24 protein-coding genes are annotated in these 25316 nt (G+C 67.4%); 19 read left to right on the top strand and 5 right to left on the bottom strand.

The window, feature by feature from the left end; all coding sequences use genetic code 11:
* Positions 1-152 precede the first annotated feature (152 nt).
* A complete protein-coding gene (locus tag ACFXHA_RS23765; RefSeq protein WP_379360215.1) occupies positions 153-1820 on the top strand; it encodes an FAD-dependent oxidoreductase in 1668 nt (555 codons plus the stop codon).
* A gap of 77 nt (positions 1821-1897) precedes the next feature.
* Here ACFXHA_RS23765 and ACFXHA_RS23760 read toward each other — a convergent pair whose 3' ends face one another.
* Together ACFXHA_RS23760 and ACFXHA_RS23755 are read right to left on the bottom strand one after the other, a co-directional pair.
* On the bottom strand, positions 1898-2674 hold the full coding sequence (locus ACFXHA_RS23760; RefSeq protein WP_379360213.1) for a hypothetical protein: 777 nt from the start codon (positions 2672-2674) through the stop codon (positions 1898-1900).
* An 83-nt stretch (positions 2675-2757) separates the two neighbouring features.
* Positions 2758-3531 (bottom strand): acyl-[acyl-carrier-protein] thioesterase, encoded by a 774-nt coding sequence (locus tag ACFXHA_RS23755; RefSeq protein ID WP_379360211.1) that lies wholly within the window; start codon positions 3529-3531, stop codon positions 2758-2760.
* Positions 3532-3831: 300 nt separating this feature from the next.
* Between ACFXHA_RS23755 and ACFXHA_RS23750 the strand changes: the two genes are divergently transcribed.
* The 9 genes from ACFXHA_RS23750 (at position 3832) to ACFXHA_RS23710 (ending at position 13930) form a co-directional block, all read left to right on the top strand.
* Positions 3832-5652, top strand: a complete 1821-nt coding sequence (locus tag ACFXHA_RS23750; protein WP_379360209.1) for a protein kinase — start codon at positions 3832-3834, stop codon at positions 5650-5652.
* A gap of 110 nt (positions 5653-5762) precedes the next feature.
* Positions 5763-6737, top strand: coding sequence for an NADPH:quinone oxidoreductase family protein (locus ACFXHA_RS23745; protein ID WP_379360207.1), 975 nt, complete (start codon positions 5763-5765; stop codon positions 6735-6737).
* A gap of 39 nt (positions 6738-6776) precedes the next feature.
* Positions 6777-7898 carry a winged helix DNA-binding domain-containing protein gene (locus ACFXHA_RS23740; RefSeq protein WP_379360205.1) on the top strand — a complete coding sequence of 374 codons (1122 nt, stop codon included), beginning with the start codon at positions 6777-6779 and terminating at the stop codon, positions 7896-7898.
* A 117-nt stretch (positions 7899-8015) separates the two neighbouring features.
* Positions 8016-9407, top strand: coding sequence for an amidohydrolase family protein (locus ACFXHA_RS23735; protein WP_379360203.1), 1392 nt, complete (start codon positions 8016-8018; stop codon positions 9405-9407).
* Positions 9408-9532: 125 nt separating this feature from the next.
* Positions 9533-10297 (top strand): ABC transporter ATP-binding protein, encoded by a 765-nt coding sequence (locus ACFXHA_RS23730; RefSeq protein ID WP_379360691.1) that lies wholly within the window; start codon positions 9533-9535, stop codon positions 10295-10297.
* The gene (locus ACFXHA_RS23725) at positions 10297-11079 is read left to right on the top strand and encodes an ABC transporter permease (RefSeq protein WP_379360201.1); all 783 of its coding nucleotides are present in this window, start codon (positions 10297-10299) and stop codon (positions 11077-11079) included. Before ACFXHA_RS23730 ends, ACFXHA_RS23725 begins: the two co-directional genes overlap by 1 nt.
* A 37-nt stretch (positions 11080-11116) precedes the next feature.
* Positions 11117-12274, top strand: a complete 1158-nt coding sequence (locus ACFXHA_RS23720; protein WP_379360199.1) for a nitrate ABC transporter substrate-binding protein — start codon at positions 11117-11119, stop codon at positions 12272-12274.
* Entirely contained in the window at positions 12271-13257 is a 987-nt protein-coding gene (locus ACFXHA_RS23715; protein WP_379360197.1) for an isopenicillin N synthase family dioxygenase, read from the top strand. The genes ACFXHA_RS23720 and ACFXHA_RS23715 overlap by 4 nt, the downstream gene beginning before the upstream one ends.
* Positions 13258-13285: 28 nt before the next feature.
* On the top strand, positions 13286-13930 hold the full coding sequence (locus tag ACFXHA_RS23710; protein ID WP_379360195.1) for a GntR family transcriptional regulator: 645 nt from the start codon (positions 13286-13288) through the stop codon (positions 13928-13930).
* A gap of 20 nt (positions 13931-13950) precedes the next feature.
* Here the strand turns inward: ACFXHA_RS23710 and ACFXHA_RS23705 are convergent, their stop codons facing one another.
* The gene (locus tag ACFXHA_RS23705; protein WP_379360193.1) at positions 13951-14472 is read right to left on the bottom strand and encodes an Lrp/AsnC family transcriptional regulator; all 522 of its coding nucleotides are present in this window, start codon (positions 14470-14472) and stop codon (positions 13951-13953) included.
* A 162-nt stretch (positions 14473-14634) separates the two neighbouring features.
* Here ACFXHA_RS23705 and hppD point away from each other — a divergent pair, with 162 nt between their 5' ends.
* From hppD to tuf, 7 genes are all read left to right on the top strand, one after another.
* Positions 14635-15840 carry a 4-hydroxyphenylpyruvate dioxygenase gene (gene hppD, locus ACFXHA_RS23700; RefSeq protein ID WP_379360191.1) on the top strand — a complete coding sequence of 402 codons (1206 nt, stop codon included), beginning with the start codon at positions 14635-14637 and terminating at the stop codon, positions 15838-15840.
* A gap of 59 nt (positions 15841-15899) precedes the next feature.
* Complete coding sequence (locus ACFXHA_RS23695) at positions 15900-16433, top strand: DUF3558 domain-containing protein (protein WP_379360189.1); 534 nt, start codon at positions 15900-15902, stop codon at positions 16431-16433.
* An 11-nt stretch (positions 16434-16444) separates the two neighbouring features.
* Positions 16445-17008 carry a DUF3558 domain-containing protein gene (locus ACFXHA_RS23690; RefSeq protein WP_379360187.1) on the top strand — a complete coding sequence of 188 codons (564 nt, stop codon included), beginning with the start codon at positions 16445-16447 and terminating at the stop codon, positions 17006-17008.
* A gap of 279 nt (positions 17009-17287) precedes the next feature.
* Entirely contained in the window at positions 17288-17662 is a 375-nt protein-coding gene (gene rpsL, locus ACFXHA_RS23685) for a 30S ribosomal protein S12 (protein ID WP_014353064.1), read from the top strand.
* Complete coding sequence (rpsG, locus tag ACFXHA_RS23680) at positions 17662-18132, top strand: 30S ribosomal protein S7 (RefSeq protein ID WP_067881759.1); 471 nt, start codon at positions 17662-17664, stop codon at positions 18130-18132. The genes rpsL and rpsG overlap by 1 nt, the downstream gene beginning before the upstream one ends.
* Positions 18133-18314: 182 nt before the next feature.
* Complete coding sequence (gene fusA, locus ACFXHA_RS23675; RefSeq protein ID WP_379360184.1) at positions 18315-20420, top strand: elongation factor G; 2106 nt, start codon at positions 18315-18317, stop codon at positions 20418-20420.
* Positions 20421-20538: 118 nt separating this feature from the next.
* Positions 20539-21729: an elongation factor Tu gene (gene tuf / locus ACFXHA_RS23670; RefSeq protein WP_379360182.1), complete on the top strand. Its 1191-nt coding sequence runs from the start codon at positions 20539-20541 to the stop codon at positions 21727-21729.
* A gap of 139 nt (positions 21730-21868) precedes the next feature.
* On the opposite strand, the gene ACFXHA_RS23665 is transcribed toward tuf, so the two are convergent.
* Positions 21869-22654 carry a glutamate racemase gene (locus ACFXHA_RS23665; protein ID WP_379360180.1) on the bottom strand — a complete coding sequence of 262 codons (786 nt, stop codon included), beginning with the start codon at positions 22652-22654 and terminating at the stop codon, positions 21869-21871.
* Positions 22655-22716: 62 nt separating this feature from the next.
* A complete protein-coding gene (locus ACFXHA_RS23660; RefSeq protein WP_379360178.1) occupies positions 22717-23913 on the bottom strand; it encodes an NAD(P)/FAD-dependent oxidoreductase in 1197 nt (398 codons plus the stop codon).
* A 157-nt stretch (positions 23914-24070) separates the two neighbouring features.
* Here ACFXHA_RS23660 and ACFXHA_RS23655 point away from each other — a divergent pair, with 157 nt between their 5' ends.
* Both ACFXHA_RS23655 and ACFXHA_RS23650 read left to right on the top strand, forming a co-directional pair.
* Positions 24071-24421 carry an SPW repeat protein gene (locus ACFXHA_RS23655; protein WP_379360176.1) on the top strand — a complete coding sequence of 117 codons (351 nt, stop codon included), beginning with the start codon at positions 24071-24073 and terminating at the stop codon, positions 24419-24421.
* Between the two features lie 145 nt (positions 24422-24566).
* Positions 24567-25211, top strand: coding sequence for a TetR/AcrR family transcriptional regulator (locus tag ACFXHA_RS23650; RefSeq protein WP_379360174.1), 645 nt, complete (start codon positions 24567-24569; stop codon positions 25209-25211).
* The last annotated feature ends 105 nt before the right edge of the window (positions 25212-25316 follow it).

Raw genomic sequence — 25316 nt, 5'->3', positions numbered from 1 at the left:
ACAGTGCTCACACTCGAGGCACACTGAAGGTGGCGACACATCGCAGTGCCGACACCCGATGAAATGCCGCCTATATTAGAACGTGTTCTACCGACTCTGCTCGGGCCCGAGCCCGAGTAGCACCACGCGACAGTTTCGAGGATCTGCGAGATATGGCCTATGTGATCACGCAGCGTTGTTGCAACGACGCCAGCTGCGTACCCGAGTGCCCGGTCGATTGCATTCGTCCCACGCCTGAGCAACGCGAGTTCGCCACGACCGAGCAGCTCTACATCGACCCGGACACCTGCATCGACTGCGGCGCGTGCGTCGACGCCTGCCCGGTCGACGCGATCTTCTCCGAGGACGACCTGCTCAACTCGCTGGCGCGGTTCAAGGACATCAATGCGGCGTACTTCGTGCGGCATCCGCTGGAGTCCAACTTCGAGCCGCTGGTCGCACCCTCGCGCGCGCCCAAGGATCTGGGCACGCTGCGGGTGGCCGTCATCGGTGCGGGTCCCGCCGCCTGCTACGCCGCCGAGGAGCTACTGCGTCGCGCGGACGTCGAGGTGGAGCTGTTCGACCGGCTGCCCACGCCTTACGGCCTGGTGCGCGCCGGTGTGGCCCCCGACCACCCGGGCACCAAGTCGGTGGCGAGCCTGTTCGAATCGGCGTTCCGGCGCGAGGCGCTGCAATACCGCCTGAATGTCGAAGTCGGCAAGCACATCTCGCACGAGGAACTGCTGGGCCACCACCACGCGGTCATCTACGCCGTGGGCGCGGCCACCGACCGCCGCCTCGGCGTCCCCGGCGAAGACCTGCCCGGCAGCCACTCCGCCACCGAGTTCGTGGCCTGGTACAACGGCCATCCGGACTTCGCCGACCGCGAATTCGACCTTTCGGGCGAGCGCGCCGTCATCGTCGGCAACGGCAACGTCGCTTTGGACGTCGCCCGCGTGCTCACCGTGAACCCGGACGAGCTGGCCAAGACCGATATCGCCGACCACGCCCTGGATGCGCTGCGCCGCAGCAACATCAAGGAGGTCGTGGTGCTGGGCCGCCGTGGTCCGCTGCAGGCCGCCTACACCTCCTCGGAGTTCCTGGCGCTGGAGCATCTGAAGGGCGTCGACATCATCGTCGACCCCGAGGATCTGGTGCTGGACCCGGCCTCGCAGTCCGAGCTGGACGACCCGGAGGTCGAGCCCTCGCTCGCGCTGAAGTACACCCTGGCCAAGGAATACGCGGCCGGTAAGCGCAACCCGGACAACAAGCGCATCGTGTTCCGCTACCTGGTCTCGCCCACCGCCGTCACCGGTACGGACAAGGTCGAGGGCATCGAATACGTGCACAACGAGCTGGTGGAGGAGAACGGCCGCACCGTTGCCCGCGCCTCCGACCGCACCGGTGCCCTGGACGCGTCGCTGGTGCTGCGGTCCATCGGCTACAAGGGCCAGCCGGTCGCGGATGTCCCGTTCGACGAGTCGAAGGGCGTCATCCCCAACGACAAGGGCCGAGTCCTGGCCGACGGCAACCCCGTTGCGGGCGTCTACGTCTCCGGCTGGATCAAGCGCGGCCCGCGCGGCGTCATCGGCTCCAACCGGGTCGATTCGCAGGAGACCGTCGATCAGCTGATCGCGGACTTCACCGCCGGCAAACTGGCTGCCCCGCAGGGCAACCGGGCCGCCCTGGAGGCGCTGCTGTCCGAGCGGCAGCCCGATCAGATCGGCCGCGACGGCTGGAAGGCCATCGACGCGGCGGAGAAGACCGCCGGTAAGGCCGGTGGGCGACCGCGCGTGAAGTTCACCAAGATCGAGGACCTGCTCAAGGCAGCAAAGGGATAAACCTCCGAAACGATGCGGCCCCACCCGGATTCGGGTGGGGCCGCGTTGTATTTCCGTATCGCGTTGCCGGTCTCGGCCTACTGCGCGCCCAGATCGATCAACAGCCCGTCCTTGGCGCACATGGAGGGGTAGGTGGCGTCCGGCTGGGCATTGCAGGACCAGCCGTTGATCGTCGCGACATCGCTGGAACTGACGGTCTGCACGTACTCGGTGGCCACATTGATGGCCTCCGTGCAGCCGACCGTGCCCGCCGGGGTGGCGACCGCGATCACGGTGCGGGTGCCGCCGCCCGCGTCGGTCACGGTGCCGCAGTTGACATTGCCCGCGGGTGCGACCGAGGTGGTGGTCGGCGGGGGCGTGGTGGTCGGGGGTGCGGGCGGATTCGGGGCGGCCGCGCCGCGCAGGCCGATCTGGAAGCTGTCCTTGAAGCAGATGTACGGGACGGCGGTGTCGGGCTGGGGTTCACAGGTCCAGCCGTCGACCACGACGGCATCGCCCGTGCGGGTGGCATTGACGTAATCGCTGGCGACCGTGATGGCCTCCGTACAGCCGGGGATGCCCGCCGCACTGGCGTACGCGATCACATCGGCGTTCTTGCCATTGGCTCCGGTTACCGGTCCGCAATTGACATCGGCGGGTGCGACGGTGGTGCGCACCGGCGGCCGGGTCGGGTTGGGCGGCACCGGTTTCGGGCCGGTCGGCTGAGTGGTCGCGGTGGCCGGTGCGGTGGTGCTACTCGCCGCGGCCGTCGTCGAGGTGGTGGTCTTCGCGGAGTCCTTGGAGTGACTGCACGCCGTGATGCCGACGGCCAGCGCCGGAATGGCCGCGAGGAGGACGAGACGAGTGAATCGCATGGCGAAAGTCTCGCAGGCAAACCAACAGCGAACGCGTTGGTCTACCGGGAATGTCGCGAAAGATCAGCCCGGCACTACCGTTTTCAGCCCGGCAACGGCCCGATCCGCACCGCGGTCGTGGTCACCCCGCCCACCACGAACCACAGCCGCAGCGACGGATGCCCGGTTCGATCGCCCGGCTCGTACCGGCTGCGCACACTGATGTGCTGGCGCGCCAGCACCGGCGCGATGTACTCGATGACCGCGCGATGCGGCCCGGCGACCAGCTTCGGATAGTCGACCAGATACTGCTCGAGTGCCTGCCAGTAGGCCGCGTTGTTCACGTGGTTGTACTGGTCGATATCGGTGGCGCGCACCGGGAACGGCAGATCCACATCCGATTCCGGCGGGGTCGGATCGGTCAGCCAGGGCCGCCAGCGCAGCCGGTGCTCATCGGTGGTGCGGCCGAGTTCGGCCAGGCCCTCATCGCTGATGCGGGTCGGCATATTGGTGAACTCGTTGATATTGATCCAGAACCCTTCGGTCTCGATCAGGCCGCCGTCCGCACTGGTGATCCGCACCCGCATATTGGTCCACCGCGTCGACATGGCCGAACACCAGCGCCGCAACTCCACCCGGTCGGGCCAGTGCACGGGCCGCACCACGTCCACCACCGTGCGGCGCACGATCCAGGCCGGATCGGTCCGATGGAAGAACCCGGATTGCATTTCCTCCCAGGCGATGTCCTGGAGATAGCGGGCCGCCGCGTCGAATCGCAGCCGGTGATAGGGATCCACATCGCCGGCCCGGACCGGCCACGCGGAAGCGAAGCCCATGCCCTCCTCGGGAAGCGGGGCGAGTGGCTCATCGAGTGACACTGGTGCTCCTCGCGCTGCACACCGTTCCGGTTCAACCCGGTACCGGTTTGGACCCGGCGTGCCGCATGTCTTTCCGTAAGCACCGGTGAGGTGCTTGTTGACCGAAGTCTGTGACATGACTCTACGGGGCGTGCGGGACACACTCGCGTCGAGTCACCTGTACTTCTGTTCCGGGAACGCCAGTGTTTCGCTCCAGGGGGATGGGAGTCCACCCCTTGGGGGCGCTCGGGAGTAATGACAGTGCGCCGCAGTCGCCGTAGCCTTTCCTGTTGTACATCCAGCAGTAGGGAGGACTAGCGGGTGGCCGCAGGCGAGAGGGCCGGTTCGCGGTTCGGGCAGTACGAGTTGCGCAGGCTGCTCGGGGTGGGCGGCATGGGCGAGGTCTACGAGGCCTACGACACCGTGCGCGACCGGGTTGTCGCCGTGAAACTGCTGGATGCCGATCTGGCCCGCCAGCCCAGCTATATCGAACGCTTCCGCCGCGAATCCCGCACCGCCGCCAAACTGCAGGAGCCGCACGTCATTCCGGTCCACGACTGGGGTGAGGTGGACGGCGTCCTGTTCATCGATATGCGCCTGGTGAAGGGCCGCGACCTCAAGGCCTACCTGCGCGAGGAAGGTCCGCTGCCGCCGGAGCAGGCCGTCTCGGTCGTGGAACAGATGGCCTCCGCGCTCGACGCCGCGCACGAAAGCGGCCTGGTGCACCGCGACGTCAAGCCCGCCAATATTCTGCTCACCGGCGAAATGTTCGCCTACCTGGTCGATTTCGGTATCGCGCACGCCGAATCCGATGCCCAGCTGACCCAGACCGGCAATGCCATCGGCTCCTTCGCCTATATGGCCCCGGAGCGCTTCGAGCACAACGCGTCCGTCTCCGCCGGCGCCGATATCTACGCGCTGGCGTGCGTGCTCTTCGAATCCCTCACCGGCAGGCCGCCGTTCCTGGTCGAGGGGAATCTGGCCAATATCCGCGCGCACATGCTGACTCCGCCGCCGCAGCCGAGCATTCGCGCGGGCGTCCCCGTCGGGTTGGACCAGGTGGTGGCCATCGGCATGGCCAAGGACCCGACCCGCCGCTACGCCAGTGCCGGGCAGCTCGCGCGGGCCGCCCGGGCGGCGCTGCGGCGGGCCGCGCAGGAACCCGCCCGGATCATCCCGCCCGCCCCGCCGACCCTCCCGAGCCCGGCGGTGCCGCCGGGCGGGACGGCCGCGCCCGGCCATTCGGGGCCGCAATATCTCGATCATCCGTCGGGTCCGGCGCAGCCCTACGGGGGCCGTGGGCCGGTTCGGGGCACGAATCCGTCGGGACCGGTCGGCTACCAGTCCGGTATGCGTCCCTCGGGTCCGGTGGATCCCTCAGGCCCGCAACGACTTTCCGGGCCCGCCGCGCATTCCAGCGGTGAGCGGGTGGTCGGCCCGCCCGTCTACTCCGGCCCCGGTAACTACGATCCGACCGTGCGGCGGCAGCCGGTGACCGGGCAGCCGGTGACGGGGCAGCCCGGCTACCAGCCCACCTACCCGGATCCGACCGCGCCTCGCGAACACCCTTCCGCGCCACTGCCTTTGCCGCCCGCCAAGCGCAGCAACCTGCCGCTGCTGGTGGGCGCGCTCATCGGGGTGGTGCTGGTACTGGGCGGCGTGCTCGGCTGGAAGTTCCTGTCGGGCTCCTCCGGCTCCACCGCGGGCGGCAGCAGCACGCCGCACGTCACCACGACCGGGCCGGTAGTCACGACCACCTCCGCGTACCGCGGCACCACCACCGTGCCGACCACCACCGTGGTCCCGTTGAGTGGCAGCGTATCCGGTACGGACGGACAGGGTTTCGTGTCCCAGAGTCCGCGCTGCAATGCCGACGATCCGGCCATGGCCATCGGCCGCACCGACAAGTCGCGCCTGGTCGTGTGCCGCACCGCCGCGGGCCGCTTCTACTACAAGGGTCTGCGCATCAGCGACAACGCGGGCATCCAGCTCGACGACCCGACCCCCGACGGCTCCGGTGGTTTCAACGTCACCAACCCCACCGACGGCACCAAGTACAGCATCACCGCCTACGCCCTGCTCATCAGCAATGGCGGCCAAACCCTGGCGAACGAATCCATGCTCGAATACGCCCACCGCTGAGCCGAACCCGCGGTATTCCCTCGTACCCGATGTAAGCGTTGGCAGGGTCCGGGTGCATCGACTACGTTCGGCAAGGTATCCGCCGGTGGATTGATCGGAGTTGATCGAGAATGCGCGCAGCCGTGGTGAGCAAACTGGAAGGCCCGGAGGCCATCGAGGTTCTCGATTTCCCAGAGCCGGCGGGGTATCCGGGCGGTGTCGTCATCGACGTGCATGCCGCCGGAATCGCCTTCCCCGACGTGCTCATGACGCGTGGGCTCTACCAGATGAAGCCGCAGCTGCCGTATGTCGTGGGCTGCGAGGTCGCGGGCATCGTGCGCGAGGCTCCCGAGGGCTCGCACGTGGTCCCCGGTGATCGCGTGGTGGCGCTGACGCTGCTGGGCAATGCCGCCGCCGAGGTCGCGGTGACACCCGCGAACATGGTGTTCAAGCTGCCCGACAATGTCTCGCTGGAATCCGGTGCGGGCGTGCTGTTCAACGACCTGACCGTGCACTTCTGCCTGCGCAACCGCGGCCGCCTGGCCGAGGGCGAGACCGTGCTGGTGCACGGCGCGGCGGGCGGCATCGGCACCTCGACGCTGCGCATGGCGCAGGCGCTGGGCGCGGGCCGGGTCATCGCCGTGGTCAGCACCGAGGAGAAGGCCGAAGTCGCGCGCGCCAACGGGGCCACCGATGTGGTGCTCACCGACGGCTGGCTGGCCGCGGTCAAGGAACTCACCGGCGGCCGCGGCGTCGACATCGTGCTCGACCCGGTCGGCGGCGACCGCTTCACCGACAGCATCCGCTCGCTGGCCTCCGGCGGTCGGGTGCTGGTGGTCGGCTTCACCGCGGGCGATATCCCGACCGTGAAGGTCAACCGGCTGCTGCTCAAGAACGTCGAGGTGATCGGCGCGGCCTGGGGCGAATGGGTGATGACCCACCCCGGCTACCTGCAGGAGCAGTGGGCCGAGGTGGAACCGCTGCTGGCCAACGGCAAGATCGCCCCGCCGGAACCGCTCATCTACACCCTCGCGCACACCGCCGAGGCCGTCTCCGCGCTCGACAAGCGCACCGCGACCGGCAAGGTCGTCGTCACACTGCGCTAGCCGGACAGAACTCGTGCCGCTCCCGTACGGTGCTGAATCGTGAAGCTGTCCAACCGGATCCTGAACCGGACGCTGCTCGCGCGTCAGCACCTGCTGGAGCGATCCACGCTCGGCGTGCCCGACCTGTGCGACCACCTGATCGGGCTGCAGGCCCAGGACATGCTGCCGCCGTTCGTCGCACTGTGGAGTCGCACAGTCGATTTCGATCCGGAGGTGGTGTCGAAGGCCCTCGATGACCGGTCGCTGGTGCGAATCACCCTGATGCGCGGCACCATTCACCTCGTCACCCCGCCCGACGCGCTGCGCATCGCCCCGCACATCCAGCCGGAACTCGAAAAGATTCCCTTCCGTAAGGGATTCAACTTCGGCGCACTGGTCGGCCTGGATCCGGAAGAGGTTCGGGCGCACGGCGAATCGGTACTCGGCGACGAGCCCACCCCCGCCGCGACCCTGCGCGAACACGCCGCCGCGCTCTACCCGGACCGGGACCCCGGCGCGATCGTCCAGGCGTGGCTCTACCAACTCCCCGTCCTGCAGACCCCGCCGCGCGGCCGCTGGGGCGACAGCAGCCGACCGGTCTGGTCGCGTGTGCACCCCTGGCTCGGCGCACACCCGGACCCGAATTACCCACTGCCGGAACTCCTGCTGCGCTACCTGCGCGCCTTCGGCCCGGCCACCACCATGGACATGCAGACCTGGTCCAAACTCACCGGCATGAAGAAGGCCGTCGAGCAGTTGGGCGACCGCGTCCGCACCTACACCGACGAGCGCGGCCGCACCCTCTACGACGCCGCCGACGCCACCCTCGCCGATCCCGATCAGGCCGCCCCCGTGCGACTCCTGGGCTGGTACGACAATGCGATTCTGTCCCACCAGGATCGGAGCCGGATCGTGCCCGACGGTAATGCTCCGCCCTTGCGCGCCTTCGCTAACCAGGTGTCACCGGTGCTGGTCGACGGCTACCTGACCGGCGTCTACAAGGTCTTCACCAAGGGCGACACGGCCCGGCTGCGGATCGCGCCCCACACCGCGTGGTCGGCCGCCGATCGCGCCGCCGTCGAAGCCGAGGCCGCCGCCCTGCTGGATTTCCTGGAACCCGATCGCACCCACAGCGTCGAGATCCTCGCCCCCGGCGCGGATCTGCGACCAGGCAAGGATTAACCACCGGGAAATATTGCCTCGCTAGGCTTCCTGGCACGGCGCTCATGGCTGAAACGGGCGTACGTGTACCGCCGGGACACGGTGGGCGAACCAGCCGCATTTCGAAAGGGATGCCGCATGGTGCGCATGTCCTGTTCTGTTGTCGTCTCCGATGTCACCGCGTATGTGGCCGGGCCCGAGGGGCCCGGCTGGGTTGCGGGCTGCGACGTGGTGGTCCGGGACGGGCTGATCACCGCTATCGAGGCCGGTGCCGGTGTGGACTCCGCCCCCGCCCGGCCGAGTACCGGGCCGGAAGCGGCTGCGCGGGAGCCCTATTCGGGGTTGCCGCGATTCGATGGTGGCGGCGGGTATCTGATTCCGGGGTTCGTGAACACCCACACCCATCTGCAGCAATCGGTGCTGCGCGGTGCGGGGGAGGGGTTGCCGCTGCTCGAATGGCTGCACTGCGTCGGCGAATTCACGGTCGCGGCCACCCCGGAGCAGACGTATGTCGCCGCGCTGGCCGGTGGACTGGAACTGCTGCGCAGCGGCGTGACCACCGTCGTGGAACACATGTGGCCCAACCCGTCCGAGGCCGTGCACGACGCCGCCCTGCGGGCGCTCGGCGAGCTGGGCATCCGGGTGGTGTTCGGGCGCGGACTCGCCGACCGCGCCGACACCACCCGCAAGTGGGGAATGGATCCCCGGCTCGTGCAACCGCTTCCGGACGTCTTCGCCCACCTCGCCGAACTCGATGCCCGCCTGAAGGATTCGCGGATCACCACCGCGCTCGCGGTCCCGAATCCCCGCTGCCTCACCCCCGAGGGCATGGCCGCCGTCCGCGAATTCGCCGACGCAACCGGCAAAACCATCTCCATCCACCTGCTCGAGACCGATACCGACGAAGACATGTGCCGATTGCATGCAGCCCGCTCGGCCGTCGACTACCTGGACGCGGGCGGCCTGCTCGGCCCGCGCACCCTGGCCGTGCACTGTGTTCGCGTGAATGCCGCCGACCGCGAGATCCTCGCCGCCCGAGGGGTGTGCGTCTCCTACAACCCGCTCAGCAATATGCGCCTGGGCAGCGGCGTCGCCCCGATCCCCGAAATGCTCACGGCCGGAATCGGTGTCGGCCTCGGAGTGGACGGCGCGGCCAGCAACGACACGCAGGACATGCTGCTGGCCCTGCGCATGGGCGCCTACCTGCAACGCGCCCATCACCGTCGCGCCGACCTGCTGCCCTTCGCCGACATGCTGCACCTGGCCACCCGTGGCGCGGCCACCGCCCTCGGCACCCCCGCCGGACCCGCCGGTATCGCCGTCGGCGACCGCGCCGACCTCACCCTGCTCCGCTTCGACCGCGACTTCGCCTGCCTCCCGGTCCGCGACCCCGGCGCAACCCTGCTGACCACCGCCTCGCCCCGCGTGGTGGACACGGTCTGGGTCGACGGCGAGCCGGTGATCCGCGACGGCCGCAGCACCCGCATCGACGAGCGCGAACTGGTGAATCGGCTCAATGGCATGCGGTGACTGTTAATCGTCTCGAAACACTCTCTCGATTGCATGTAATCAGATTCGGTGACACTGAATTCGTACAGAAGTTGCACGCAATACAGTGAGAGTAGGTGAGGGCGGTGGCAGTGCCTTCCAGCGTCATGACGGTGCCTTCGAACGTCGCCACAACCGAGATCTCCTTCGCCGGAGTCGGAAAGCGCTACGGCGGCAACGGCGCCGGCGAGGTGGTGGCCCTCACCGGCATCGACCTCGAGGTCCGGCGCGGTGAATTCGTGGCGGTCGTCGGCCCCTCCGGCTGCGGTAAATCCACCCTGCTGCGCCTGGCCGCCGGACTGGAACCCGCCACCTCGGGAACCGTTGCGGTGCACACCGATTCGGTCGGCTTCATCTTCCAGGACGCCACCCTGCTGCCCTGGCGCAAGGTACAGCGCAACGTCGAACTTTCCGCCGAACTCCGCGGGGTCGACCGCGCCACCCGGCGGGCTCGCGCCACCCGCGCCCTGGCCGCCGTCGGCCTCGCCGACTTCGCGGGAACACTGCCCGGCCAACTCTCCGGCGGTATGCGCATGCGGGTCTCGCTGGCCCGCGCCCTGGCCCTCGAACCCGAGTTGATGCTCCTCGACGAGCCTTTCGGCGCACTCGACGAGATCACCCGCCTCGGCATGCAGGAGGAACTGCTGCGCCTCTACCGCGACAACGCCTTCACCGCCTTGTTCATCACACACTCGGTCTCCGAAGCCGTCTTCCTCGCCTCCCGCGTAGTGGTCATGTCCGCCCGCCCCGGCCGCATCCACGAGGTCATCGACATCGACCTCCCCTACCCGCGCACCCGCGACCTCCGCTACGAGCCCGCCTTCACCGCCCTCGCGGCCCGCGTTTCCGCATCCCTGAAAGAAGCCTCCTGATGGCCGCATTCCCGCGCAAAGTCTTCGTCCCCGTTGTGTCCGCCGGGCTGGCGCTCGGGGCCTGGTATCTGGTGTCGCTGGTGCTGCTGTCACCGGAGCGTCGGTTCCTGTTGCCGCCGCCGCATCGGGTGTTCTCCGAATCCTTCTCCAACCCGGCCAAACTGGAGACGATGCTGCGGGCGTTGGGTGTGACCGCGCGGATCGCGGTGACCGGGCTGGCACTGGCCGCCGTGATCGGTGTCGCGGTCGGGGTCCTGATGGCCCAGGCCAAGGTCGTCGAACGGATCGTCTACCCGTATGCCGTGGTGCTGCAGGCGATTCCGGTGCTCGCGGTGGTGCCGCTGATCGGGCTGTGGTTCGGGTACGGGGCAACCGCGCGGACCATCGTGTGCGTGCTCATCGCGGTGCATCCGATCATCGCCATGACCCTGTTCGGCATCCAATCGGTGGACGCCAACCTGCGCGAACTGTTCACCCTCGGCCGCGCGAATCGCCTGCGCCGCTTGATCTCCCTGGAACTGCCCGCCGCTCTGCCGTCGATCATGGCCAGCCTGCGCACCGCCGCCGGACTGTCGGTGACCGGCGCGGTCATCGGCGACATGTTCTTCGCCAAGGGGCAGCCCGGCATCGGCACCCTGCTCGACACCTACCGCGCCCGCCTGCAATCGGAGGATCTGCTGGCCGCGCTGGTGCTCGCCGCCCTGTTCGGCGTCACCGTCTTCGCACTGTTCACCGTCGCCCAGCGGCTCACCGTCGGCCGCTGGCACGCCTCCGGCCGGTAAAACCACACGCCCCCAGCAACATTCCCGTGGAGTAGTCATGCCCGAAACCCTCCGCCGGCTCGGCGTCGCCGCCCTCGCCGCGCTGACCGTCGCCAGCGCCGCGGCCTGTACCGACAGCCCCTCCGACGCACCCGCCGTCGCCCTGCCCGCCGCCCCACCCGAACAACAACTCGCGGGCGTCTGCCCCGCCACCGTCGTCGTCCAACTGCAGTGGGAACCCGAAACCGACGCGGGCCCCCTCTACGGCCTACTCGGCCCCGGCTATCGCGTCGACGCCGACAACAGCAAGGTCACCGGCCCGCTCGTGGTGGACGGCAAGGACACCGGCGTGAAACTGGAGATCCGCGCGGGCGGCCCGGCCATCGGCTTCCAGACCGTGCCCTCGCAGATGTACGTCGACTCCTCGATCACCCTGGGGCTGGTCCACTCCGAGCAGGCCATCGCCGCCGCCGGCAAGCAACCGGTGGTCGCCGTCACCACCTTGCTGCGCAACAGCCCGCAGATGCTCATGTGGGATCCCAAGACCCATCCGGACTGGAAGGGCATCGCCGATATCGGCAAAGCCGGTGCGCCCGTGGTGGTCTCGAAGGGGCAGCTGTACCCGGACTGGCTGGTCGATCGAGGGTTGCTGAACGCCAAGCAGATCGACGCCTCCTACGACAACTCGCCGTCGCGTTTCGTCGCCGACCCGTCCTCCGCGCAACAGGGTTTCGCCAGCTCCGAGCCCTACCTCTACGAGCACGAGGTGCGCGCCTGGAACAAGCCGGTCGCCTACCAGCTGCTGCGGGACGTCGGCTACGAGGGCTACGCCCGCACCGTCAACGTCCGCGCCGACAAACTGAACGCACTGCGCCCCTGCCTGCAACGACTGGTCCCCATGATCCAAAGGGCCACAGCACGATTCCGGACCGACCCGAAGCCCGCGAACGACATCATCGTGGACGTCGTGGCCAAGAGCCCCAAATTCTCGCCCTACAGCGCCGAACTCGCCGCCGCCGGCGCCCGCGTCCTCATCGACAGCGGGCTCATCGGCCCCGACACCGACGGCGTGATCGGCAGCTTCGACACTGCCCGGGTGCAGCGCGTCATCGACTCCTTCGGCCCGATCCTGCGGCGCGGCGGCGCGGACGTCCCGGCCGGTCTTGCCGCGAAAGACCTGGTCACTACCGAATTCATCGACAAGGAGATCTCATGACCTACGACCTGTCCGAAGTCGCCCGCGAACAGCGCATGGGCGGGCTCGGCGCGGAAACCGATGCCCGCGAGATCCGCGTCATCGACCTCACCGACTTCGAGGCCCGCCGCAGCGAGATCACCGACCAGCTCTGGGCCGCTGCCACCGACATCGGCTTCTTCCAACTCTCCGGCCACGGCATCCCGCAAGCGCAGATCGACGACGTGTTCGCCCGCACCGCAAGCTTTTTCGCGCTCCCCGAACCGGTGAAGGCCCAATACCCGCTGGTGAAGGCGAACAATGCGGGCTGGGAAAGCCTCAGCCAGGTACGCCCTTCCATCGGCGTCCCCGACCAGAAGGAGTCCTACCAGATCACCCGCCCGCACATGGACGGCCTCTGGCCCACCGACCACGAACTCCCCGAATTCGCCGCCACCATCCTCGATTTCGAACACCGCTGCTGGACCGTGGCCATGCGGGTGCTGTCCTGCTTCGCCGACCGCCTCGGCTTCCCCCGCGACCACTTCACCACCGCCCACGACCCGGCCTCCGCGCAGTACCAGTCCACCTTGCGACTCCTGCACTACTTCGCCGTCCCTGAGGAACTGCGTGACGTCCCCGGCCGCTGGCGCGCGGGCGCGCACACCGACTTCGACTGCCTCACCCTGCTTTTCCAACGCGACGGCCAAGGCGGCCTGCAGGTCTGCCCCGGCAAGGAGATGGAGGACCAGCAATGGACCTCCATCACCCCGTCCTCGGCCCTGATCACCTGCAATATCGGCGACATGCTCACCCGCTGGAGCGACGACGCGCTGCCGTCGAACTTCCACCGTGTGCGCGGCCCCGGCCCCGACGAATACCAGGGCGACCGCTACAGCATCGCCTACTTCGCCCAGGCCGACCGCGACGCCATCATCCAGGGCCCGCGCGGCGTCTACCCGCCCGTCACCGCCGCCGACTTCCTCACCCAGCGCGTGCAAGCCAACTACCGGCCGCAACGGTAAGTTCCACTGCTAGAAGGAAAGGAACGCGATGACCGAACCGGACGGTGAGCTACTCGGCCCGACCGTGCACCGCCAGTTGCGGCAGCTCGTCCTGTCCGGGGAACTCGAGCCGGGCGCGCCCCTGAGCGTGCTCGCGCTCTCCGCGCGCCTGGGCGTGAGCCGCAGCCCGGTCCGGGAAGCCGTGCAGCAGCTCATCTCCGAGGGCCTGGCCGTCACCGTCCCGCACGCTGGCGCGCGGGTCGCGGTCGTCGATGACGAGCGCATCCGTGAGGTGCTCGCCGTGCGCGCGGTCCTCGACGGCCTAGCCGCCTCCTGCGCCGCCACCCGGCTCACCGAATCCGACCTCGGCAAACTCACCGCCATCCTCGCCACCCAGGAACGCTTCCTGCGCGACAACACCGACCCGGCCCGCGACACCGAACTCGACCTGGAGTTCCACACCTTCATCCGCGACCGCGCCGGAAATGCCACCCTGGCAAGCGAACTCGCCCGCCTGGAAGCCCAGGCCCACCTCTACCGCGGCGACCTGTGGACCCACCCCCGCAACCGCAGTACCGCACTGCGCGAGCACCGCCGCATCCTCGACGCCCTCGAATCCGGGCATCCAGCCGATGCCCGGGCCGCCGCCGAAGCCCACGTGTGCGGACTCATCACCCGGCTGGACCGGCACTGATCAGGACTGTCCGGAACTGATCAGGACTGCGCGGCCCGATACGCCGGAGCCTTGCTCGACCCCGACGGGGTGAGCGTGCGCAAGAGCGGCAGCGTGCGATGCGCCACCACCGTCGACAACACCACCACGCTGTGCGAGCGCACCACCGAACTCGTCTTGTCGATGCTCAACAGCACCGTCTGCAACCCGGCATGCGAATCCGCGCCGATCCGGCACAGCACATCACCCGAACCGGTGGTCGCATACGCCTCCAGCACACCGGGAATCGCCTCCAGATCCGCGCTCACCGCGTCCAGCGCACCCTGGGCGATCTCCAGCGTCACGAACGCCTGCACATCGAAACCCGCTGCGGTGACATCGATCTGCGGATCATAGGAGGAGATCACCCCCGCCTCCTCCATGCGCGCGATGCGCGACTGCACGGTGGCGCGGGCCACCCGGGTGCGGCGGGAGAGCTCGAGAATGCCCGCCTTCTGATACTCGTGCATGGCGGTGAGGATGGCCAGATCCAGCTCATCCAGCCGGGCGGGCGTGCGGGACATCGCGGAACCTCCGCTGGTGAGTCGAGCGGAAGCTCCGCTCGTGCGTTCGCTGCTATTCAAATTGTCCAGCACCCGGCCACAGATGGTGGTGCAATTCACCAGAGTGTCCAGTGGAATTCGGCGATATTGCCTAGTCATGACCCCGGGGCTTTTCCTGGGCACATGAGCATCGACGCGGGACACCAAGCCACCAGATCCGGCGACCTGCCCGGCGAGGACGAATTACGCCGCCTCGTCGGCCTGGTGGACCACGATGCCGCCGCCGACCCGTTCCCCGTGCTGGGCTGGGACGCGGTGGTCTGGGCGGTCGGCAATGCCACCCAGACCGCGCACTTCCTGCAGTCCGCCTTCGGCATGCGGTTGGAGGCCTACGCGGGCCCCGAGACCGGCAATCGTGACCACAAGGCGTTCGTACTGCGCAGCGGCGGCGCGAGATTCGTCGTCAAGGGTGCGGTGGATCCGGCCAGTCCGCTTGTCGCACACCATGATCGGCACGGGGACGGGGTGGTCGACATCGCCCTCGAGGTCCCCGACGTGGACCGCTGCATCGCCCGGGCCCGCGCCGAGGGCGCCACCGTCCTCGTCGAACCCCACGACGAGACCGACGAATTCGGCACCGTCCGCACCGCCGCCATCGCCACCTACGGTGACACCCGGCACACCCTCGTCGACCGCTCCCGCTACTACGGCCCCTATCTCCCCGGCTACATCCGCCGCGAATCCGCCTACGCCCCGCGCGCCGGGCAACCCAAGCGCATCTTCCAAGCCATCGACCACGTCGTCGGCAATGTCGAACTCGGCCGCATGGACGAATGGGTCGAGTTCTATCGGCGCGTCATGGGATTCCAGAACATGGCCGAATTCGTCGGCGACGACATCGCCACCGAATACTCCGCACTCATGAGCAAGGTGGTGGCCAACGGCAACCACCGCGTGAAGTTCCCCCTCAACGAACCCGCGGTCAGCCGCAAACGCTCCCAGATCGACGAATACCTCGAGTTCTACCAAGGCCCCGGCGTCCAGCACATCGCACTGGCCACCGGCGACATCCTCAGCGCCGTCGACGTATTGCGCCGTGAGGGCATCGAATTCCTCGACACCCCCGACAGCTACTACGAGGACCCGGAACTGCGCGAGCGCATCGGCCACGTCCGGGTGCCCGTCGCCGAACTCCAGCGCCGCGGCATCCTCGTCGACCGCGACGAAGACGGCTACCTGCTCCAGATCTTCTGCAAACCCATCACCGATCGCCCCACCGTCTTCTTCGAACTCATCGAACGCCACGGCTCACTGGGATTCGGCAAGGGCAACTTCAAAGCCCTCTTCCAGGCCATCGAACGCGAACAGGACGCACGCGGAAACCTGTGAGTCACACGGCAAGACAACGCTGAACAGCAAAGCAACACGAAACCAGTAGAGTTCACGCCATGCGAATGGCGTCGGCGATCGTCACGGGGTTGAGTCTCGTGTTGCTGCTGTCAGCGTGTGGGGGGAAGAAGGATTCGAACGACGACCCGAGCTTCCGGCCGCCGCAGAAGGTGGCGACGCTGGGCCCGTTCGTCGGCGAATGCGGTCACCTCACCGACGACGAAGTGCGCGACCTGGGCGGGCTCAGCTCCCTCACCACCGTCTTCAAGAACTCCGTCGGCTGCAACTGGCAGGCCGGCGGCATCAGCTCCTCGAGTGTCACCTTCGCCTCCTACCGCGGCAGCCCCATCGACCGCGAGAAGGCGTGGGTGGCCAGCGTCGGCCGCACCCCGGACACCATCGACGTGGGCGGCCGCAAGGGCTTCCAGGCCCTCGACCCCAGCAACGCCGTCTGCGACCTCGCGGTCCAGCTCGACGACGACTTCTTCGAATGGTCCATCTCCTACGGCGTGTTCAACAGCGGCGGCAATCTCGGCAACCCCTGCGACCGCACCCGCAAGATGGCCGAACTGACCGTGCAGCGACTCGGATGAAGGGGACCGGGATGGCACGCCGATCCAAGACCGCGATCATCCTCGCGGCGGTCGCGCTGACCGCGGGCCTGGCCGGCTGCGGCAAGACCGTGCCCGGCACCGCGCTACCCGCGGGCGGCACCGGCGGAACCGGCGGCACCTCGAAAATCAACACCAACTTCGACAAGTTGCTGCGCGAGTGCACGGTGGTTGCCCAGGACGACATCGCCAAGTCGGTCGGCGACAACATGTATGTGGAGCCGTCGTTCAACGGCGCGGTCTGCATGTGGAATCTCACCGGCGGCACCGCGGGCAGCGGCATGGTCACCCTCAACTGGTACGAGCTCGGCTCGCTCGCCAATGAGAAGGCGAACAACGACCGGCTGAAATATGTGAGTAACGACATAACCGTGCAGGGCCGCCGCTCGGTGGAAACCCGTCGCCCCAACGATCCGGACTCGTGTGGCGTGAGCGCTCCGGCCGCCGACACCGGCATCGTGGGCTGGTGGGTCAACTACCGCAACGGATCTCAGCACGCGGACCCCTGCGATGCGGCCCGCAAGCTGGTCGAGTTGACGTTGAACCTGGCTCGATAAGCCCTCTACCAGCCGCGCTCGAGGGACCCTCTTTTGCCCCCGGTTGAGCCCGCGGGTATCGTAGACCGCTGTGCCCGGAGCATGCGGGCAAGTTGATGTGCAGTACGTAGGCCAGCGAGAGCGGCCGACCGTTTCAAGCATGCCTTGAAAAAGGCCCCTGAGCTGCACACGACACGCCCGACCTCGTGGGGAAGAAATACCGCGAGAACTGGGCGGAAAGCTCGAATGACAAAGACATGAAGTTCCAGACACCTGGTTACTAATAAGGAAAGCCGGTCTATGCCAACCATCAACCAGCTGGTCCGCAAGGGTCGCCGCGACAAGGTCGCCAAGACCAAGACTGCGGCCCTCAAGGGGAGCCCGCAGCGTCGTGGCGTGTGCACTCGCGTGTACACCACGACCCCGAAGAAGCCGAACTCCGCGCTGCGTAAGGTCGCGCGTGTTCGCCTGACCAGCGCGGTCGAGGTCACGGCTTACATCCCCGGTGAGGGTCACAACCTGCAGGAGCACTCGATGGTGCTCGTGCGCGGCGGTCGTGTGAAGGACCTCCCGGGTGTGCGCTACAAGATCATCCGCGGCTCGCTCGACACCCAGGGTGTCAAGAACCGCAAGCAGGCCCGCAGCCGCTACGGCGCCAAGAAGGAGAAGAGCTAATGCCGCGTAAGGGTCCCGCTCCCAAGCGTCCCCTGATCAACGACCCGGTCTACGGCTCCCCCGTGGTGACGCAGCTGGTCAACAAGATCCTGCTGGACGGCAAGAAGTCCACCGCCGAGCGCATCGTCTACGGTGCCCTCGAGCAGGCTCGTGAGAAGACCGGCACCGATCCGGTCGTCACCCTGAAGCGCGCGCTGGACAACGTCAAGCCCGCCCTCGAGGTCAAGCCCCGTCGTGTCGGTGGCGCCACCTACCAGGTTCCGGTCGAGGTTCGTCCGGGCCGCGCCAACACCCTGGCGCTGCGCTGGCTGGTCAACTACTCCCGCGCTCGCCGTGAGAAGACCATGGTCGAGCGTCTGGCCAACGAGCTGCTGGACGCCAGCAACGGCCTGGGCGCTTCGGTGAAGCGTCGCGAGGACACCCACAAGATGGCCGAGTCGAACCGGGCCTTCGCGCACTACCGCTGGTGACCTGTGGCCCGGCCCTCCGTTCGGAAGTGCCGGGATACGAGTCACATGTCGGGCGCGACAGCTGCCGAGCTGCTGCAAGCGAGGCACTTTCGCGTCGCGCCCGACGTTGACACCGAGGGCTCTCGGGCAAACTCGAGGCCCATCCCGTTGAATCCCAACTAGCTACGAGCGGGGAAGTTTCCGTGGCACAGGAAGTGCTCACCGACCTGAACAGGGTCCGCAACATCGGCATCATGGCCCACATCGATGCGGGCAAGACCACCACCACCGAACGCATCCTGTTCTACACCGGTATCACGTACAAGATCGGTGAAGTTCACGATGGCGCCGCCACCATGGACTGGATGGCACAGGAGCAGGAACGCGGCATCACGATCACGTCGGCCGCGACGACCTGTTACTGGAAAGACAACCAGATCAACATCATCGACACCCCCGGCCACGTGGACTTCACGGTCGAGGTCGAGCGCTCGCTGCGCGTCCTCGACGGCGCCGTTGCCGTGTTCGATGGCAAGGAAGGCGTCGAGCCGCAGTCCGAGCAGGTCTGGCGTCAGGCGGACAAGTACGACGTGCCGCGCATCTGCTTCGTCAACAAGATGGACAAGCTGGGCGCTGACTTCTACTTCACCGTTCAGACCATCAAGGACCGCTTGGGCGCGAAGCCGCTGGTCATCCAGCTGCCGATCGGCGCCGAGGACAGCTTCGAGGGCATCGTCGACCTGGTCGAGATGAACGCGAAGGTCTGGAAGGGCGAGACCAAGCTCGGCGAGCAGTACGAGGTCGTCGAGATCCCGGCCGATCTCAAGGACCGCGCCGACCAGTACCGCGAGGAACTGCTCGAGACCGTCGCCGAGTCCGACGAGGCGCTGCTCGACAAGTTCGCCGGTGGCGAAGAGCTGTCGGTCGAGGAGATCAAGGCTGCGATCCGCAAGCTGACCGTCGCCTCCGAGCTGTACCCGGTGCTGTGTGGTTCCGCGTTCAAGAACAAGGGCGTGCAGCCCATGCTCGACGCGGTCATCGACTACCTGCCCAACCCGCTGGACGTCGAGTCCGTGCAGGGTCACGTCCCCGGCAAGGAAGACGAGATCCTCACCCGCAAGCCGTCGATCGACGAGCCGTTCGCGGCGCTGGCGTTCAAGATCGCCACGCACCCGTTCTTCGGCCAGCTGACCTACATCCGGGTGTACTCCGGCCGGGTCGACTCGGGCGCGCAGATCATCAACGCGACCAAGGGCAAGAAGGAGCGTCTGGGCAAGCTGTTCCAGATGCACTCCAACAAGGAGAACCCGGTTCCCGAGGGCGTCGCCGGCCACATCTACGCGGTCATCGGCCTCAAGGACACCACCACGGGTGACACCCTGTGCGATCCGCAGAACCAGATCGTGCTGGAGTCCATGACCTTCCCGGACCCGGTCATCCAGGTCGCGATCGAGCCGAAGACCAAGGCCGACCAGGAGAAGCTGGGCAGCGCGATCCAGAAGTTCGCCCAGGAAGACCCCACCTTCAATGTGAAGCTGGACCAGGAAACCGGCCAGACCATCATCGGTGGCATGGGCGAGCTCCAGCTCGACATCTACGTCGACCGCATGAAGCGCGAGTTCAAGGTTGAGGCCAATATCGGTAAGCCGCAGGTGGCCTACCGCGAGACCATCACCAAGGCCGTGGACAAGCACGAGTACACCCACAAGAAGCAGACCGGTGGCTCGGGCCAGTTCGCCCGCGTGATCATCGGCCTGGCTCCGCTGGTCGACGCCGAGGACGGCGCTACCTACGAGTTCCTGAACAAGGTCACCGGTGGCCGCGTTCCTCGTGAGTACATCCCCTCGGTCGACGCGGGTATCCAGGACGCCATGCAGTACGGCGTGCTCGCCGGCTTCCCGCTGGTGAACGTGAGCGCTTCGCTGCTCGACGGTGCCTACCACGAGGTCGACTCCTCCGAAATGGCGTTCAAGATCGCCGGTTCGGCGGCCCTCAAGGAAGCGGCCCGCAAGGCCGGTCCGGTGATCCTCGAGCCGCTGATGGCGGTCGAGGTCATCACGCCCGAGGACTACATGGGCGAAGTGATCGGCGACCTGAACTCCCGCCGTGGCCAGATTCAGGCCATGGAGGAACGCAGTGGTGCCCGTGTCGTCAAGGCGCTGGTTCCGCTCTCGGAGATGTTCGGCTACATCGGTGACCTGCGGTCGAAGACCCAGGGCCGAGCGAACTTCTCGATGGTGTTCAATTCGTACGCGGAGGTTCCGGCCAACGTGTCGAAGGAGATCATCGCCAAGGCGACCGGCGAGTAATTCGCTGCCGGGACGGGTTTGCGAGAATCCGTCCCGCATGGTCGTCGAACGACCCACCTGTAATACAAACCGCACTGCTGCAAAAAAAGCACGCACAAACTAGTCCAGGAGGACCACAGTGGCGAAGGCGAAGTTCGAGCGGACGAAGCCCCACGTCAACATCGGCACCATCGGTCACGTTGACCACGGCAAGACCACGCTGACTGCCGCGATCACCAAGGTGCTGGCTGACAAGTACCCCACCCTGAACGCGGCCTTCGCGTTCGACCAGATCGACAAGGCGCCGGAGGAGAAGGCTCGTGGTATCACGATCAACATCTCCCACGTCGAGTACCAGACGGAGAAGCGCCACTACGCGCACGTCGACGCCCCGGGCCACGCGGACTACATCAAGAACATGATCACCGGTGCCGCCCAGATGGACGGCGCGATCCTGGTCGTGGCCGCCACCGACGGCCCGATGCCGCAGACCCGTGAGCACGTGCTGCTCGCCCGCCAGGTCGGCGTGCCCTACATCCTTGTCGCGCTGAACAAGTCCGACATGGTCGACGACGAGGAAATCCTCGAGCTCGTCGAGATGGAGGTCCGCGAGCTGCTGGCTTCGCAGGAGTTCGACGAGGACGCGCCGGTCGTGCGGGTCTCCGGTCTGAAGGCGCTCGAGGGCGACCCGAAGTGGACCGAGTCGATCATCGAGCTGATGAACGCCGTCGACGAGTCGATCCCGGACCCGGTCCGTGAGACCGACAAGCCGTTCCTGATGCCGATCGAGGACGTCTTCACGATCACCGGTCGTGGCACCGTCGTCACCGGTCGTATCGAGCGTGGCATCGTCAACGTGAACGAGGAAGTCGAGATCGTCGGCATCCGCGAGAAGACCACCAAGACCACCATCACCGGCATCGAAATGTTCCGCAAGCTGCTGGACAACGGCCAGGCGGGCGACAACGTCGGTCTGCTGGTCCGTGGCATCAAGCGCGAAGATGTCGAGCGTGGCCAGGTTGTCATCAAGCCGGGCACCACGACCCCGCACACCGAGTTCGAGGGCCAGGCGTACATCCTGTCGAAGGACGAGGGCGGCCGCCACACCCCGTTCTTCAACAACTACCGCCCGCAGTTCTACTTCCGTACCACGGACGTGACCGGCGTCGTGACCCTCCCCGAGGGCACCGAGATGGTCATGCCCGGCGACAACACCGAGATGAGCGTCAAGCTCATCCAGCCGGTCGCCATGGACGAGGGCCTGCGTTTCGCGATCCGTGAGGGTGGCCGCACCGTCGGTGCCGGTCGCGTCACCAAGATCATCAAGTGATTCTCTGACTCACTTGTGATTCGCTGAATCGCTGACAAGCGGCGTCGCTCCGAAAGGAGCGGCGCCGCTTGCGTTTTCGCAAGAAAATGGCCGCTCCCATTGGAAGCGGCCATTTTTCGTGTCTGCGACGCGGAGTGAGCTACCTGACCGGTGACGTCGTGGTCGCGGGGATCGCGCCGAGGAGGCGACCGGACTCGAAAGCGGCTGCGGCGGAGGATAGTTCGCCGGGGCGGCCACTGACGATGACTCGGACGGTGCCGGTGCCCACGGTTGGGCGGTCGAGGGCTTCCATGCGGCGGAGGGTTTGGCCTGCGACGGCTTCGGCGCTGTCGAAGACGCGGACGCCGGTGGGGAGGGCGGTGAGGATGTCGTCGAGGACCAGGGGGTAGTGGGTGCAGCCCAGGACGATGCCTTCGGTGTCGGCGGGGGTGCGGGCGGCGGCGTCGGCGATGGCCTCGGCGATGACGGGGAGGTCGCCGCGGTCGATGGCGTCGGCGAGGCCGTGGCAGGCGACGCCGGTGATATCGGCTTCGCCGCCGAAACGGGCGATCAGGTCGGCCTGGTAGGCGCTGGCGGTGGTGGCCGCGGTGGCCCAGACCGCAACCTTCTGGCAAGCGGCGGCGGCGGGCTTGATGGCCGGGACGGTGCCGATCACGGGCACGGCCGGACCGACCATGGCACGCACGTGTTCGAGGGCGGTGACGCTGGCCGTATTGCAGGGCAGCACAATGACTTCCGCGCCTTCGCCGAGCGCGAGGCGGGCCGTGTCCAGCACCCGGTCGACGACCCACTGCTCGGGTTTGGGCCCCCACGGCGCGCCGTCGGGATCATTGAGTAGCAGCAGATCGAGATCGGGCCGCAGCTTCCGCAACCAGGCGGCCGTGGGCAGCAGCCCTAGTCCGGAGTCGATGAGCGCGACGATCACACCAGCCACGGTAGTGAAAGGCCCCGCCGGATGGCGAACCGCGGGTCGAAAATCCGGCCGGGTCAGCCGATGTTCGCGTGCTGTTGGAGGTTGGCGGCGAGTTCGGCGCGGGCCTTCATGACCTTGCCGACCATGCTCGCGCCGACGACGGCGACCAGTTCGCCCGCGCGCCGGTAGTGGGCGAGGAACTTGCGGCCCTTGTCCTCGACGACGACGATCTCGTCGGCGAGGGCGGGGAGGCCGAGGACCTGAATCTTCATGTCGTACTGGTCGCTCCACACGTACGGCACCTGGACCTCGGCGGCCTGATCGATGCCCAGGAGTGCGGCGGCCAAGATCTGGGCCTGCTCACCGGCATTGGTCCAGTGTTCGACGCGCTTGTTGCGGCCGGTGGCGTGCGGCCAGGCGGCGACGTCGCCGACGGCCCATACTCCGGGCACCGAGGTCTGCCCGGTCCGGTCGGTGAGGACGCCGCCACCGTCCGCTCGCTCGGCGAGTGGGATGCCGGAGTCCTCCAGCCAGGCGGTGACGGGCAGCGAGCCGATGCCGATGACCACCAGGTCCGCGTCGAGGACGCTGCCGTCGGCCAGGCGTACGCCGCTGACCGAGTCGCCCTCGGTGACAAGCGATTCCATCCCGACCCCGCAGCGCACCGTGACGCCTTCGGCCTCGTGCAGCCGGGCCACCAGGGCGCCGATTTCCGCGCCGAGCGCCGCGAACAGGGGAGTGGGCTGGGGTTCGACGATGGTCACGTCGAGGCCGCCGGCGCGGAAGCTTGCCGCGAGTTCGCAGCCGATGAATCCGGCTCCGACGATCACGGCCCGGCGCGCGTTGCCGAGGTGTTCGCGCAGCGCTGCGGCGTCGGCGTGCGAGCGCAGCACGTGCACGCCGGAGACATCGGGCAGTCCGGGGATGCGCCGCGGTCGCAACCCGGTGGCGATCACCAGGGCGTCGTATCCGAGGTCGGTGCCGTCGCTGAGGTGGACCTGCCGGGCGGCGGTGTCGACGCCGGTGGCGGCGACGCCGAGGCGTAGCCGGATGTCGTGTTCGGGATAGAACTCCGCGGGCCGTAGTGCGGTGTCGTCGGTGTCGCCGCGCATGTACTGCTTGGACAGCGGTGGCCGGTCGTAGGGCGCTCTGTTCTCATCGCCGAGCAGGGTGAGCTGTCCGGCGTAACCCCCACGTCGCAGCTCTTCGGCGGTGCGCAGGCCGGCGAGGCCGGCACCAACAATTAGAACGCGTTCTACCGAGGACGACATAGGGAAACCATAGCGGTCCACCCGGCCGCGATCCGATGTGTCGCCCGTCACACCCGAACTGCGGCCGAAGCGTATCCGGCCATTTATTGATCGGGCGGTCAATCAGGAATACAACGGAAGCAGAACATATTCCCTCGCCTTTCAAAGGAGGCATTCCATGTTCACCGTGAGTCGCGCGGAGCAGGCCGTCACCGTCGTGCTCGGCGCAGTCGCCGCGCTGTCCCCGATCTGGGTCTCGCACAGCACCCACGCACTCTGGACCCTCGTGGTGCTCGGTGTGCTGATCGCACTCGCGGGCCTGTCGCAGATCGCCGATCGGGCCGCCGGGTGGACCGGCCGGGCGCTCGGCGTGCTGGGCGTCCTGATGTTCATCTCCCCGTGGGCGATGAACTTCCACTCCTACAGCAACGCCTCGTGGGTTGCCTGGATCGTGGGTGCGTTGACGGTAGTGGTCGCTTTGGCCGAGATGCCCGAGGTCTCGGGTCGTTTCGGCGCCGCGGCGCACTGACCGGTTCGAGGCGCCGGCCTCGATTCCTCCCGGTAATCGGGTGATGAATCGAGGTCGGCGCATTCGCAGGGATATGCTTGTCGTCTACGTCCGCCCGAACGGTGGCGGTCGCCTCCGCTTCGAAGCGTGAGGAGGAATGCGAGCAGTGCCCACACCAGCAGATGCGGGACCCGCACCCCGCCGGGTGGGGCGTCGGCGCAGCAAGAAGGTCGACGGGGACGCTCGCCAGCTCATCCTCGATGCCGCCGAAAGTCTTTTCGCGGCCAATGGATTCGACGCGACGCCCACGGCATCCATCGCCGATGCGGCCGGAGTGCCCAAGGGCCTGGTTTTCTACTACTTCCCCACCAAGGACGCGATTCTGTCGGCGCTGATGTCCGAGCGTGTCCCGCCCGAGCCGATCGACGACATCGATTCGGTGGTGGTGCCGGGTGACCCGGCCAAGAGTCTGGTCAATATGGACGCGGCGCTGAATCTGCGCGACAACAAATCCTCGGTGTTGCGGGTGATCATGTGGCGTGAGGCCGATACCCATCCGGATGTGCGGAAGCAGTTGCGCCGCATGCGTGATCAGCTGCTCGAGGTGACGGCGCGGATCCTGGCGGCGAGTGCGCCGGGCCCGGTGCAGCCGGGGACGCTGCGGGCGTGTGCGGCGGCCTGGGTGTCGGCGATGCTGGCCATTTCGAGCACGGATCGGTTGCACGCCTTGGATGGGGTGCCGCTGCCGACGGCCGACGAGATCATGAATGTGGCGCAGGTGGTCGCGGCGGGCATGAGCCATATGGGCTGAGCGCTGGATTTGTTTGCTGGCGTGTCGCTATTTCTTCTTTCGAACTCCCGAACGACACTCGTTGTGGGGCAAGCGTGTGATTCTCACTGCGAAGTTCGTGGAGGA

Origin of the sequence: Nocardia sp. NPDC059240 (assembly GCF_042753865.1) — a bacterium.
Lineage (GTDB): Bacteria > Actinomycetota > Actinomycetes > Mycobacteriales > Mycobacteriaceae > Nocardia.
The sequence above is the reverse complement of the archived record's forward strand: the minus strand, read 5'-3'. Positions and strand labels throughout refer to the sequence as shown.